Origin of the sequence: Sphingobium sp. TB-6 (assembly GCF_012927365.1) — a bacterium.
Taxonomy (GTDB): Bacteria; Pseudomonadota; Alphaproteobacteria; order Sphingomonadales; family Sphingomonadaceae; genus Sphingobium.
On sequence record NZ_JABBGL010000003.1, the window covers coordinates 279,417 to 291,704 of the forward strand.

17 protein-coding genes are annotated in these 12,288 nt (G+C 62.5%); all 17 read left to right on the forward strand.

Annotation, left to right across the window (positions count from 1 at the left end):
• The first annotated feature begins 45 nt into the window (after positions 1 to 45).
• The 17 genes from HHL26_RS06680 (at position 46) to HHL26_RS06760 (ending at position 12,268) form a co-directional block, all read left to right on the forward strand.
• Entirely contained in the window at positions 46 to 255 is a 210-nt protein-coding gene (locus HHL26_RS06680; protein ID WP_169575993.1) for a hypothetical protein, read from the forward strand.
• A 1-nt stretch (position 256) separates the two neighbouring features.
• On the forward strand, positions 257 to 592 hold the full coding sequence (locus HHL26_RS06685; RefSeq protein ID WP_206377374.1) for a hypothetical protein: 336 nt from the start codon (positions 257 to 259) through the stop codon (positions 590 to 592).
• The gene (locus HHL26_RS06690) at positions 592 to 1,122 is read left to right on the forward strand and encodes a head-tail connector protein (protein ID WP_169575994.1); all 531 of its coding nucleotides are present in this window, start codon (positions 592 to 594) and stop codon (positions 1,120 to 1,122) included. Before HHL26_RS06685 ends, HHL26_RS06690 begins: the two co-directional genes overlap by 1 nt.
• Positions 1,119 to 1,469: a head-tail adaptor protein gene (locus tag HHL26_RS06695; protein WP_169575995.1), complete on the forward strand. Its 351-nt coding sequence runs from the start codon at positions 1,119 to 1,121 to the stop codon at positions 1,467 to 1,469. Before HHL26_RS06690 ends, HHL26_RS06695 begins: the two co-directional genes overlap by 4 nt.
• Positions 1,466 to 1,699 (forward strand): hypothetical protein, encoded by a 234-nt coding sequence (locus tag HHL26_RS06700; RefSeq protein WP_169575996.1) that lies wholly within the window; start codon positions 1,466 to 1,468, stop codon positions 1,697 to 1,699. Before HHL26_RS06695 ends, HHL26_RS06700 begins: the two co-directional genes overlap by 4 nt.
• Entirely contained in the window at positions 1,696 to 2,259 is a 564-nt protein-coding gene (locus HHL26_RS06705) for an HK97 gp10 family phage protein (protein WP_346765565.1), read from the forward strand. The genes HHL26_RS06700 and HHL26_RS06705 overlap by 4 nt, the downstream gene beginning before the upstream one ends.
• A complete protein-coding gene (locus tag HHL26_RS06710) occupies positions 2,256 to 2,660 on the forward strand; it encodes a DUF3168 domain-containing protein (RefSeq protein WP_169575997.1) in 405 nt (134 codons plus the stop codon). Before HHL26_RS06705 ends, HHL26_RS06710 begins: the two co-directional genes overlap by 4 nt.
• 85 nt (positions 2,661 to 2,745) lie before the next feature.
• Positions 2,746 to 3,216, forward strand: coding sequence for a hypothetical protein (locus HHL26_RS06715; protein WP_169575998.1), 471 nt, complete (start codon positions 2,746 to 2,748; stop codon positions 3,214 to 3,216).
• A gap of 104 nt (positions 3,217 to 3,320) precedes the next feature.
• On the forward strand, positions 3,321 to 3,737 hold the full coding sequence (locus tag HHL26_RS06720; RefSeq protein ID WP_169575999.1) for a hypothetical protein: 417 nt from the start codon (positions 3,321 to 3,323) through the stop codon (positions 3,735 to 3,737).
• Positions 3,734 to 4,198 (forward strand): hypothetical protein, encoded by a 465-nt coding sequence (locus HHL26_RS06725; RefSeq protein ID WP_169576000.1) that lies wholly within the window; start codon positions 3,734 to 3,736, stop codon positions 4,196 to 4,198. The genes HHL26_RS06720 and HHL26_RS06725 overlap by 4 nt, the downstream gene beginning before the upstream one ends.
• Positions 4,199 to 4,280: 82 nt before the next feature.
• Positions 4,281 to 7,211, forward strand: coding sequence for a phage tail length tape measure family protein (locus tag HHL26_RS06730; RefSeq protein ID WP_169576001.1), 2,931 nt, complete (start codon positions 4,281 to 4,283; stop codon positions 7,209 to 7,211).
• Positions 7,208 to 8,257 (forward strand): hypothetical protein, encoded by a 1,050-nt coding sequence (locus HHL26_RS06735; RefSeq protein ID WP_169576002.1) that lies wholly within the window; start codon positions 7,208 to 7,210, stop codon positions 8,255 to 8,257. The genes HHL26_RS06730 and HHL26_RS06735 overlap by 4 nt, the downstream gene beginning before the upstream one ends.
• A complete protein-coding gene (locus HHL26_RS06740) occupies positions 8,257 to 9,096 on the forward strand; it encodes a hypothetical protein (protein ID WP_169576003.1) in 840 nt (279 codons plus the stop codon). Before HHL26_RS06735 ends, HHL26_RS06740 begins: the two co-directional genes overlap by 1 nt.
• A 1-nt stretch (position 9,097) precedes the next feature.
• Positions 9,098 to 9,613 (forward strand): hypothetical protein, encoded by a 516-nt coding sequence (locus tag HHL26_RS06745; protein ID WP_169576004.1) that lies wholly within the window; start codon positions 9,098 to 9,100, stop codon positions 9,611 to 9,613.
• A complete protein-coding gene (locus HHL26_RS06750; protein ID WP_169576005.1) occupies positions 9,610 to 10,674 on the forward strand; it encodes a hypothetical protein in 1,065 nt (354 codons plus the stop codon). The genes HHL26_RS06745 and HHL26_RS06750 overlap by 4 nt, the downstream gene beginning before the upstream one ends.
• Before the next feature lie 3 nt (positions 10,675 to 10,677).
• Entirely contained in the window at positions 10,678 to 11,583 is a 906-nt protein-coding gene (locus HHL26_RS06755) for a hypothetical protein (RefSeq protein ID WP_169576006.1), read from the forward strand.
• Positions 11,584 to 11,740: 157 nt separating this feature from the next.
• A complete protein-coding gene (locus HHL26_RS06760; protein ID WP_240962362.1) occupies positions 11,741 to 12,268 on the forward strand; it encodes a hypothetical protein in 528 nt (175 codons plus the stop codon).
• Positions 12,269 to 12,288 lie beyond the last annotated feature (20 nt).

The following is a 12,288-nucleotide window of genomic DNA, read 5'->3' on the forward strand; positions in this document are numbered from 1 at the left end:
AGGCCGGCGCCGGGGGCGCCTGCCCTCCATGGAAAGGAGATCACCATGACCGGCAAAGTTAAAGTGAAACTGCTCCGTCCGCTCGATGATGAACCGATTGGCGCGGAAGTTGAGTTCGACGCGACCGATGCGAAGCGTCTCAAGGATTTCGGCGCGGTCAAAATTTTGGGCGCTGCTGATTCCGAACCCGAGACCAGCGAGAAGCCTGCACCCGCTAGCAAGCCATCTGGCAAGCCGGCGAAGAAGGAGGGCTGATATGGGCGGTTCGATTGCACGCGCACGGGGCGCGGCGGCGTATCGCCGCGCTGCGCAAGCCGGAACCATTCCCCGCAACACGGTTGCGCCCGCCATCACCGGTACGGCGCAGGTAGGGCAGACCTTGACCGTGACGAATGGCACCTGGGCGGGGAACAGCGCGACCTATGCGCGCCAGTGGCGGGCGAACGGCGTCAATATTGGCGGGGCGACGGCGACGACTTATGTCCCGGTATCTGGTGACGTTGGCAAGGTCATCACCTGCGTCGTGACTGCGACCAACAGCACAGGTTCCGCCAGTGCTACGTCGAACGCTTCGGCGGCGGTCGCGGCATAATGGCTGAACCGCTCGACCTTGACGAAGTGAAGCTGCACCTCCGCGTCGTCAGGGATGCGGAGGACGCGCTCATTGGCGGGTTGATTACCGCCGCTCGCGAATGGGTTGAGAATTTTACCGGCCAGCTACTCGTTCCGCTTGAAATCACGCAACGCTTTGACGCCTTCTGCAATTTGGCCCTGCACGCCTGGCCGATCGCCGCCGACGCCGTTATCGCCGTCACCTATGTCGACAGCGCGGGCGAGACGCAGAATATTGGCGACGCTCGCCTTGTCGTCGGCAACGCATCGGCTGACGTCGCGCCCGCGATGGGTTCCGTCTGGCCAACCACCTACGGCCCCGTCGGCGTGACTGTCACGGCGGGCTATAGTGATGCCGCCGCCGTGCCGCAGAGCCTCAAGCAAGCGATGCTGCTGCTGATCGGGTCTTGGTACAATAATCGCGAGTCCGTTTCAGAGCGCCCTCTGACCGAAGTGCCGATGGCGGTCGAAATGCTCTGCATGCCCTACCGATTGAGGCTGATCGGATGACGTCCGGCGCCCGCGATACGCTGATCATCTTCATGCGGCGCGAAAAGGTGCGGAACGCGGTCTATGGCACGAACAGCGGGTCATGGGTCGAGCATTCTCAGGCCTGGGCGGAGGTGATGGACGTCCTCCCGTCGCGGGCGGAAAGCCTTGACGAAAATCTTGCGATCCAGCGGCGTCCGGCGCGGGTCCGCATCGATTATGTCGATGGCATCGACATCACGTCAGACATGCAGATCGATATTGACGGCCGCAAGCTCCGGATCGTGTCCGGCCCAGCCATGAAGGGCCGCCGCAAGGAGTGGGAGATGATGGCCGAAGAACTCAGCACTGGAGGTCAGGAGCCATGAAATTTCTGTTCGCGGTCGATTATGACGATGGGAAGGTGAAGGCCAAGGCGGGCGCCGTCGTTCCCGCCACCATTCCCAGCCATCGGTTCAAGGCGCTGCGCCGCTCGAAGCTGATCGTGCCAGCGCCGGACCCGCTCGACCATGACGGCAACGGCGTCGCTGGCGGGTCGAAGTCGGGCGCGGAATCCACCGCCGCCCAGGGCGCGGCAAGGCGCCGGAAAACGCGGTGAGCCGCACGATCCCGGTAAAGGGCATCAAGGAAACGATGGCCTTTCTGGACGCATTCCCCAAGCGCATCCAAAATGGCGCGGTGCGCTCCGGGCTGACAGCCGCGGCTAAGCCGGTCCGCGACGAGGCGCGCCTGAACGCGGCGCGGGCCAGCGGCAAAATGGCGAAGGCGATCAAGACCGGGAGCCCTAAGGTTGAAGAAGGCGGCCGGGTGACGATCAAGGTCCGTCTTGCCGGTCCGCATAGCTTCCTGGGCAAGTTCATTGAATCGGGCGTCGCCCCCCACTTGATCGCCCGTACAGGCGCAGGACAGGGCCGTGTCGCTGTGCGCAAGGCGTTTGAGGGCCGGGGCGAGGTCGAGGGCGGCGTGATGAAGATCGGTGACGATTTTGTCTCGGGCATTATCCAGCATCCCGGTTTCGCCGCGAAGCCGTTCATGCGCCCGGCGCTGGACACGAAGGCGGAGGAAGCCGTCCAGGCATTCGCGGGGCGCATTCGTACCTATCTCAAGGACAAGACCGGTTTTACCGCGCCTGCCCAGCTTGACGAGGTAGAGGAATGAACGGAGAGGCCGCCGTCCTGCAACTGTTGATGGCCGACGCCGACTTGCTGGCGTTGGTGCCGATCGAGCGCATGATGGCGGGCGTTCTGCCGCAGGGGATTGCCCTTCCTGCCGTGGCGGTCGCCGCCGTGTCGAGCGTCGACGTCCAGTTCATTCCCGACGAAGCCAAGCGGATCACGAGCGACCGTATCCAGGTCACCATCATGGCGGAGGATTATCCGACCATGAAGGCGGTGCTCAAGGCCGTGAAGTCCGCAGGCGACGCCAAGCGCCCCACTGTCGAGGGCATCGAGGCGGTCAGCGTGCGGACCGACGGTCAAGGCGCATGGCTGATGATCGAAAGCGCCTCGATCCACATTCAAACGCAGGATTTCCGCGTCCACTACACGCAGGACGCATAGACCTTCCCGTCAAGGGATGAACAGCCCCGGCCGTGACGGTGGCGCCCGCTCCATCTGGAGCATTTACAGCCTGGAGTGAAAGAAAATGGATGGTTTCGCCACCTCGGCCGGCGCGACGGTCGGACTCGCCGCCGCTGCGCCGGCAACCTACAATGAAGCGGGCTATGAGGCCCTGACCTTCACCAATATCGGCAAGGTCACCGACCTGGGGGAAATCCCCAGCCGCGTCTACGAACTGGTGACGGTCTATTACGTCGCCTCGCGTGGGCAGGCCAAGGCGAAGGGCGGTTACAATCTGGGGAGCCAGACGATCGTCTTCACGATCGACGGCGACGATGCCGGTCAGACGCTGGTGGACGCCGCCAGCGAGAGCGACAGCGCCTATTCGGTCAAGCTCAGCCACCCCCAGCATGGCGAGATCTACGCCCGCGCCCTCATCATGGGCGGGCCGAAGACCTATGGCGACGTGAACACGGCTTCCACCCGCTCGATCACGATTGAATATACGATCGTCAGCGACACCGAAGACGGCGTTGTGGCGGTTCCCGCCGGCTGATCCCGAAAATCCGTGAGTTGATTTGGTCCGGCCCCTTGCCGGGCCTGTTGCGCTCGCCGTCGCGTCACGGAGCGGCGGCGGGCACCCTTCCGTGAGAGGTGAGAATGTCTTTCGATATTACGAAAAAGCGCGCTGCCGATACCGGCGTCATCGACCTGAAGGACGGCGACGGCGCTCCGCTGACCAACGATAAAGGCGACCCGATCACCGTCACCGCCTATTCGCCCGGCACCAAGCAGTGGCAGCAGGCGCAGGCGGACACGAACCGCAAGCGGGCCGAACGGCTGCGCAAGAATGGCGGCAAGGTGGACGCCGCCATCAGCAAGGCCACTGAGGACCAGATTGAATTTCTGTGCCGCGTGACGATCAGCTTCAATGGCGACATCAGTCATCCGGACGCGGAGGCGAAGGGTCTGGTGCGGGCCATTTATGAGGATGATGCGCTCGGCTTCATCCGCGACCATGTTTATGGCGAGGTCACCGACTGGTCGGCTTTTACCAAGGGCTCAGCGACGAGTTGAGCCTTTATGTCCGGCAACTGGCGTGGCTGAACACTGCGCCGGACGCCGCAAAAGGGCAGAAGCAAAAACCGCCGATCCGCCTTCTCCGAATGAAAGAGGACGGGATTGCGGTCGAATTGCCTCCCAATCCCACGCCCTATTTGACAGACTGGCTGATGGAGATCGGCCCAACAGCCTCCACCGGCATGGGGCCAGCGGTCCTCGCGTGGGGTGAGATAGAAGCTTGGGCCCGCCAGATCGGTATAAACCTGACCACATGGGAAGCCCGAACGCTGCGGCGCCTGTCGCGTGATTTTCTCGACCAGATGAACAAGGCCAAAGAGCCTGCATGCCCGGCGCCGTTCACGACGCGGGCGGATAACGATGAAGCGGTCTCCAAGCAGTTCGAGCGAATGTTCCGGGCGATGGCGGCCAATCAGAAGGCGCAGGGCGCCAAATCCGCACGAAAGATCAATAAATAGGGAGGCGGGTATGTCCGGCGGCGTTCCAGCAGGTACTCTATCCATTGAAATTGTCGCGGAACTTGCGCGACTGCAAGAGGACATGCGCCAGGTGAAGCGGGTCGTCGGGGACACGACCGACGACATTGGTCGCCGCGTGAATGCCGCAAACGACAATTTCGCGAAGCTTGGTCAGGGCGGTAAACTCGCCGGGCACCATATCCAGAACTTGGCATTCCAGTTTCAGGACTTGGGCGTCCAGATCGCGTCTGGATCAAACCCATTGACCGCGTTCGTCCAGCAGGGCTCGCAGATCAGCGGGATCATGATGCAGGCCGGTATCGGGGTAGGTGGGCTGGTCAAGCAGGTGGGCGGCATCATCGGCCGATTCCTTATCGCCAATCCGCTTGTCTTGGGGGCTGGCGTCGCCGCTGGCGGTGCGGCGCTCGCCTTCAAAGGCTTCAGCGACACGCTTGAAAAGAAGGCTCCAGTTGATGACTATATCAAGTCATTGGGCCTGACGACCGAAGAGGCGAAGAAGCTCACCGACACGCATGTGACGCTCGGAGATGCGGCGGGTGCAGCCTGGGACATGATCAAGGAGGCGCTTGGCCTCGATGACGTGTTCAAGACCGTGCGCGGCTGGGTCAGCGCAACGGCGAAATGGCTTTACGACCAGTTCAAGGATGCTGTTGCGTCGGTTTATGGCGCATTCGCTGCGACCTATGACAATATCGGCCTGATTTGGAAAAACCTGCCCGCGCTCCTTGGCGATACGGTGCGGCTGGCGGCGAACAAGACGATCGACGCGCTCCAGAGCATGGTCAACGCGGCAATCTACGGGGTTAACCTGCTTGCCAAGGGCGCGAACGCAGTCCTCGGCACCAACTTCGCTCAGGTTTCCGCGATCGACCTGTCGGACATGAAACTCCAATATAGCGCGGCGGGCAACGCCGTGGCGGCGGCGTGGTCGAACAGCTTCGACAAGCGCCGGGCTGAGGCAATGGGCGCGTTTGATGATTGGGAAGATCGTACCATCGCCCGGCGCAACGCCCGCCTGAAAAAGCAGGCTGACGAACTGATCAAGGACCGCAAGGACAAGTCCGCGAAGGCCGCGAACGACGAAGATAAGATCTACAAGGAAATGATGGACGCTCGGGCTGAAGCTCAGGGCAATGTCTGGAAACTCGCGCAGGAAATGGAAAAGCGCCAGAAGGAATGGCGCGACGACATGCAGAGTTGGCAGGACCAGGATAAGGCCGCCCGCGAAGCAGCGACCAAGGCCAGCGAGGAACAGCTTGAGATAGAGCGGCAGAAGCTGGAGGTGTATCTCCAGCAGCTTGACGCCGTCGGCCGCATGGGCGGCCTGTTCGGGTCGCTCGCGGGCGCCCTGTCTGGGTTGAAGACCGGCAACTTCTCCGGCGTCGGCGGTAAGCTCGGCACGCTGCTGGGTATGCCTTCTGGCGTCACCGGGTTCGACGCGCAGGGGAATGAGTTCGCCCGCACCATAGGCGACGAACTCAAGGACGTGTTCGGCAAGGACAGCGAGTTTTTCAAGGGTCTGTCGACTGTCCTCGCGGATGCCGCGACGGGCAACCTTTCCGCCGGCATGCTGGGCATGGACAGCAAGACCGAGAAGCTCGGAAGTTCGATCGGCGGCGCGCTGGGCGGCAAGCTGGGGACGAAGTTCCTTGAGAAGCCGCTCACTGACCTCTTCGGCAAGACGCTGGGCGGGATGGCCGGGCCTCTCGGTTCGATCGCTGGCGGCCTGCTGGGCGGCGTCGTGGGCGGGCTCATGAAGAAGGTCAAATGGGGCGCGGTCGACCTGTCGGCCAGCGGCGCGTCGGCGGCACGCGGCAACAGCGGCGCAGCGGAACGGGCAGCGGTCTCCGTGGGCGACAATGTCATGTCGTCGCTCAACCAGATCGCGGATGCTTTCGGCGGCGCGCTGGGGGACTTCGGCAACATCACGATTGGCCAGCGCCATGGCGACTGGCGCGTCAACACGACCGGCACGTCTCTCAAGAAGAAGAACGGCGCGACCGAGTTCGATGATGATGCGCAGGGCGCCATTGCCTTCGCGATCCAGACGGCGATCGAGCGCGGGGCCATCACGGGCATTCGCAACTCGACGCAGAACCTGCTGAAAGCGTCGGGCGATCTCCAGACGAAGCTGTCCAAGGCGCTGTCGTTCGAAGGCGTATTCACCGATTTGCAGCAGCGACTGGACCCAACGGCCTATGCGCTGGACCAACTCATCAAGCAATTCGATGACCTTCGCGACATCTTCAAGGAAGCCGGCGCATCGGCGGAGGAATATGCCCAGCTTGAGCAGCTTCTCGCCCTCAAGCGCAAGGACATCATGGATGAGGCGGCGCAGAAGGTCATTGACGATCTGGCCAATCAGAGCGCGCAGGAATCCCGCTTCCTCGAACTGATCGGCCGCGATCAGGACGCGCTCGCCCTGTCCCGCCTCCATGAACTGGCGGCGATGAAGGACAGCCTGCGTCCCATGCAGAAGATGATCTATCAACTGGAAGATGCGCGGGCGGTCATCGAGAAATTCGGGCCGCTGGCGGATGGCCTGAAGGCGTTCAAGAACGAACTGTTGGGCGGCACGACCAGCAGTCTGGCGTTCGTCACCAGCCAGTTCCGCAACACCGCCGCAATGGCTCGTACGGGAGATGCCGACGCGCTGGGCGCGCTGCGCAATGACGCGACCGCCTTCCTCGACGCGGCGAAGGCGAATGCCTCGTCCGAACTCGAATATCGCCGCGCCCTGGGCGAAGTCCTGGCGGCGACCGACGGCGGTATCTTCGCGGCGGACAGCCAGGTTGAATATGCCCAGCTTCAGATCGACGCCATCGCCGCGAACACCGACATCCTGTCCAGCATGAAGGCGGAACTGGCGGTCTATCACCAGCGCCTGATCGAACAGGGGGAATGGGTCGAGCGCCAATTCCGCCGCTGGGACAATTCGGGGATGCCGGTCCGCAACGACACGACCAGCCCGCTCGCGACGGAGGCAGCATGAGGCTCGTTCCGCCGGTCGAGGTGACCGGGTCCAATCTGGTGGCGAGCAACGTCCCGGACGTGCCGCCCGCCGCCTACGCGGGCGGGACGACCTATGCGGACGGCGCACGCGTCAGTGTCCTCCAGGGCGACGGGTTCACCTACAAGGTCTATGAAAGCCTCGTCGCCGGAAATGTCGGTAACGCGGTCACTGATGACGACTTCTGGCTCTATCTGGCCGACAGCTATGCGGAGTGGGACAGCGGCACGACCTACGCGGTCAACGCGATTGTCATCAGCACGGCGACGAACCACGCCTATCAGTCTCTCCAGGCGGCGAACACCGGACATAGCCTGTCCGATGCGGCGTGGTGGCTCGATCTGGGGCCGACGAACCGCTTCCTGATGTTCGATCGGGCCAGCAGTTCGCAGACGGCCAATGGCGAGAGCATCGACACCACTTTCGATGTGACCGGCCGCGTCAATGCTGTGTCCGTTCTGAATATGACCGCCGCGACCGTGCAGTTGATCATGTCGACAGAAGCGGATGGCGAAATCTACAATGATACCGTCAACCTCGTTTCGAGCGGGGGAGTCAGTACGTGGTGGGAATATTTCTTCCAGCCGGTCACGCGCTACGGCGACTGGACCTTTGCCGACCTCCCGACGAACATCAATCCGACCGTCCGCACGATCGTCACCGAACCGGATGGCATCGCCAAGGTGGGCACGGTCGCGGCCGGACTGTCACGCAATATCGGCAAGGTCATCTATCCCGCGAGCATCGGCATTCAGGACTTCAGCCGTCTCGAGCAAGACGAGTTCGGCGCCTTCACGATCGTCAAGCGCGGTTATGCTAACCGGGAATCACTGAAGGTCTCGGTCGATGAACGCAACGTCGACGCGATCACCGATTATCTGAAATCCGTTCGCGCCACGCCAACCGTGTTCATCGGCGTCGAAGCCTACCGGGCAACCTGGCTCCTTGGCTTCATCAAGGATTGGTCGTGGCAGTTCGCCGGTCCGAACGAATCCTATGTCAATCTTGAGCTTGAAGGGATGGTTTGATGCCATTCAGTGAAATCGACATCCTGCCCGATCCGCCGCAGCGAGATAGCGACCCGGACACGTTTGCCGATCGTGCGGACATCTTCGTCGTGGCGATGCAGGTGCTTTCCCAACAATTGAACGTGTTCATCGCTGAATTGCAGACGGCCGCCGCTCTGATCGCCGCCGCGCCTGCCTATGCCGATCCCGGCTTGGTCGCGCTCAGCGGCCTGACCCCAGCAGCGGACCGGCTGGCCTATTTTACCGGCACCGGATCGTCGGCGCTCACCAACCTGACGGCGGTCGCTCGTACGCTGCTGGCACAAACGAGCCAGGCCAACATGCGGACCGTGGGGCTGGGTCTCGGCACAGCGGCAATGGCGAGCTATGGGGATTTTGAGGCAACCGGGTCCGTGGGTTCCGCGATGGCGGCCCATGTCGCGGCCAGCGATCCCCATGCGCAATATCTGCTGGAAAGCGCTGTTTCGTCGTTCATCATGAACTTGCTGAATGACCCGGATCAAGCCACCGCCCTGACGACGCTCGGCGCGCTCGCCGTGCCGACGGTAACCAGCAATGCGAACGGCATCTGCATCGCCACGACCATCGGCGGGGTGACGTATCTCCGCCAATGGGGCCGGGTCACCTGCGCCGGTAACAGCACGGGCACGCTAACCTTTCCCGTCGCATTCACGGATGCGACCAAGGTTTCATGCATCATGAACGGCACCAGCGATCCGTCCAATTTCGGTCAGGTTTCGCGGGGTCCCACCATCTATTCGAACACCGATACGACGGCCAGTTGGTCGAACGGCGACGATTCGTCCGCAACCGGCTTCTGGATCGCGGAGGGTTACTGATATGCCCGCATCGCCCATCACGCCGCTTCCCCCGCCACCGCTCCGATCGCAGAGCCCGACGACCTTTTCCGGCACGGCGGAAGCCTTTGTTGAGGCGTGGCCGACTCTGGTCACCGAAATCAACGCGTTCATTGTCTATCTGAACAGCCTCGGATTTGATCCGATCAGCGTGCAATATCGCATCGGTTTCTTCTTCACGACCGCGCCGACGTCGTCCGAAGTTCTCGCCCTGCATATTGCGACGGAAGATTTCGAGATACCGGCCAACTTTGGCGCGCCCGCCAGCAGGGGGGCGGTAGAAGTCCATCCCGCCGCGACTTTCGCGCTCGATGTTCAGAAGAACGGTTCGTCCATCGGCACCATCACTATTTCGACCGGAGGCGTCTTCACCTTCGTCACGGTCGGCGGGACCGCGAAGAGCGTCGCAGAGGGTGACGTGATCAAGGTCGTCGGCCCCGCCTCTGCTGACGCAGCCATCACCAATGTCGCAATCACCATCGTGGGAATCGTCCAATGACTGTTCGCGTTTATCGTTCTACCGATGCTTCCGCCCCTACGCTCAACGGTACGGTCGGCTCCCTCCTGACCGTGCTCGATGCGGTGCTGGTCAACGGCTACGGCGCCAAGGCCGCCGCTGGCTGGACGATCGCCTATACCGGCACGAATAAGCGCGTCTACACCATGGCGGCGGGCGGGACTGGCTTTAGTGTCTATATTGACGATGCCGCGCCCGGCGCGGCGGCGGCACGCGAAGCGCGCTTCTGCGGGTTCGAAGCTCCTACCGGCTTGGGGACCGGTTCCGGTCAGTGGCCGACATCGGGTCAGTCGAGTGTTGGCATCGGCATGCTGGTCATTCGCAAGTCGACCACGGCCGACAGCACGGCCCGCGCCTGGACGATCGTCGCTGACGGACACACTTTCTACCTCTTCATCGAGACCGGCGACAAGACGCAGCCGATCATGGCGTTCGCCACGATGTTCGGGGACTTCTTCTCCTATAGTTCGTCCGATCAGTATAATTGCGCGCTGATCGGTCGCCCGTTCGAAAACACGGGCGAGGGCGGCGCCGGCAATATGGGGCCGACGTTTAACCTCTACGAACCGTTTTCGCAGGTCAATCTTGTCAGCGGCGCCTGTTTGGCTTCGACCATCATGGGGCATTATCTGGCGCGGAACTATAATGGCGTCGGCAGTTCGATCAATTTCGGCAAGCATTCCGACCAGTTCAAGAAGACGCAGAACGGCGGCATCGGCATGAACATGGGCCGCAACGGCGGCTGGAGTACCGGCGGCAACGCCGACACGCCCAGTTCCTTCCCTTATCCCGCGCCGCCCAACAGCGGCATGTTCCTTTCGCCGGTCTGGGTTCATCACAACGGCTTCGTCCGGGGCTATCTCAAGGGTCTCTGGGACGCCTGCCATTTCCTGCCGATGAACCACAACGACACGTTCAGCGGAACCGGGAATATGAGCGGGAAATCGCTGCTCTGCCAGCAGACGCTGGGGATCTACATGGCGAACAATTATGCGCCCGGTCAGGCCCAGGTCGTCATCGAGACTTCCGATACCTGGAGCTAAGGCATGCCGACGGCGTTCGATACCCTCAACAAGTCAGCCACCATGGCGCTGAGCGGGGGCAACCTTGTTGCCACGTCCTCGGGTGTCGGCACGGCGGCGGCTGCCCGCCGCATCTCCGGCCTGACCTATTGCGAGTTCACGATCACGACGCTGACCGGGACGTCTGGCGTCGGCTTCGTCAACGTCTATTACAATATGGCGGGCGGCGTCGTCATGGGGACGAGCAATGAAGGCCTGTCCTATCGTTCGAGCGGCGTCGTGGCCCGGAACAATGCGACGATCACAACCCTCGCGACCTATGCGCAGGGCGACCGCGTCGACATGGCGATCGACGTCATAAACCGGCGGGTCTGGTTCCGGGTCAATGGCGGCAACTGGAACAACTCGCCTACCGCCGATCCAGTCACGAACGCGGAGGGCATCGACTATACGGCGCTGAGCGCGATGAACGTCGCTCCCGCCGTGACCGCCTCGGCAACCGGGACAGTCATCACCGCCGCTTTCGACAGCTTCGCGGGCACGCCGCCGACCGGCTTCCAGTCGATCACGGCGCAGCAGGGCGGCGCGATCAATGGGACGCAGGAAAAGCAGCAGTCCTATGCCACGCCGACGCCTTCCTTCCTGTCGGCCTGGTTGAATGACGACGGCGGATGGTATGGCGGCAACCGGGTCTGGGCGCCCGCCAGCCCCGCGACGAGCGTATCGGGTCAGGTGCAGGAATATGGAACCCCTGTGCCCGGCAAGGCGGTCTATCTCTATGACGTCCATACCGGCGAGAAGATCGGGGAGGATGTCAGCGACGGGTCGGGCAATTTCAGCATTCCTGCCCTTGGTCGAACCAGCGTCTTTGCCGTGGCGATCGATCCGCCTTTTAACGCGATCATCTATGATCAGGTGGTGCCGGTATGATCTACACGCCTCCGGCCGGAAACGCCGTCGTCGTCAAGTTCAGGGGCAGCTATGGGCCGCCTGTAGCGAATGCCGTGATATTCAATTTCAACGGGGGACCGGGGAGCGGCGGCGGGTACGATTCGCTTCGCAGGCGGCAAACGATCGTCAGCTAGGCATGGCCGACCGTGTTCTGACCATGGGGCGCTCCAGCGCCCCTTTTTCATGCGCGCAGCGACGCAGCGGAGACCGCATGGCCATCATCTTACCACAACAGGGAGCGCCGGGGGTGAGTCCAGCAATTGAGGCGTTCGCCGTGAAATACGGGTGGATCGTGATTGGCCTGACCTGCGGGCTGGCCGCAAAATATGCCCTGCTGATGAAGAAGGGCGTCAAAATACGGGGATACCTATTGCTGGCCGACCTTCTGTTGCTGCCGATGGTGGCACTGATCGCCTATTGGTTGATCGGCCGCATGGGCATCGAGGGCGAGGCTGCGGCGCTGGTCGCTTCGGCTGCTACCGTTGGCGCCGACCGCATCGTCAAGCTGGTAACGGACAGGTTCGTTCGTCAGGTCGACGTCATGATCGCTGACGAGGCAACGCGGCGGAAACAGCAAATCCGCGAGGAAGTGCAGGCCGAACTGAGCGCGCAGCGCACCCTGCAGGACATCGCGACGGGCAAGCGGCCCATTGGCGGCGAATAGTCGGCCGCCGCGCTCGATCA

Coding starts and splice junctions, on each gene's coding strand:
- HHL26_RS06750 (WP_169576005.1), top strand. CDS start 9,610: ATGACTGTTCGCGTTTATCGTTCTACCGATGCTTCCGCCCCTACGCTC.
- HHL26_RS06685 (WP_206377374.1), top strand. CDS start 257: ATGGGCGGTTCGATTGCACGCGCACGGGGCGCGGCGGCGTATCGCCGC.
- HHL26_RS06710 (WP_169575997.1), top strand. CDS start 2,256: ATGAACGGAGAGGCCGCCGTCCTGCAACTGTTGATGGCCGACGCCGAC.
- HHL26_RS06720 (WP_169575999.1), top strand. CDS start 3,321: ATGTCTTTCGATATTACGAAAAAGCGCGCTGCCGATACCGGCGTCATC.
- HHL26_RS06700 (WP_169575996.1), top strand. CDS start 1,466: ATGAAATTTCTGTTCGCGGTCGATTATGACGATGGGAAGGTGAAGGCC.
- HHL26_RS06695 (WP_169575995.1), top strand. CDS start 1,119: ATGACGTCCGGCGCCCGCGATACGCTGATCATCTTCATGCGGCGCGAA.
- HHL26_RS06715 (WP_169575998.1), top strand. CDS start 2,746: ATGGATGGTTTCGCCACCTCGGCCGGCGCGACGGTCGGACTCGCCGCC.
- HHL26_RS06745 (WP_169576004.1), top strand. CDS start 9,098: ATGCCCGCATCGCCCATCACGCCGCTTCCCCCGCCACCGCTCCGATCG.
- HHL26_RS06760 (WP_240962362.1), top strand. CDS start 11,741: ATGGCCGACCGTGTTCTGACCATGGGGCGCTCCAGCGCCCCTTTTTCA.
- HHL26_RS06680 (WP_169575993.1), top strand. CDS start 46: ATGACCGGCAAAGTTAAAGTGAAACTGCTCCGTCCGCTCGATGATGAA.
- HHL26_RS06740 (WP_169576003.1), top strand. CDS start 8,257: ATGCCATTCAGTGAAATCGACATCCTGCCCGATCCGCCGCAGCGAGAT.
- HHL26_RS06735 (WP_169576002.1), top strand. CDS start 7,208: ATGAGGCTCGTTCCGCCGGTCGAGGTGACCGGGTCCAATCTGGTGGCG.
- HHL26_RS06730 (WP_169576001.1), top strand. CDS start 4,281: ATGCGCCAGGTGAAGCGGGTCGTCGGGGACACGACCGACGACATTGGT.
- HHL26_RS06755 (WP_169576006.1), top strand. CDS start 10,678: ATGCCGACGGCGTTCGATACCCTCAACAAGTCAGCCACCATGGCGCTG.
- HHL26_RS06690 (WP_169575994.1), top strand. CDS start 592: ATGGCTGAACCGCTCGACCTTGACGAAGTGAAGCTGCACCTCCGCGTC.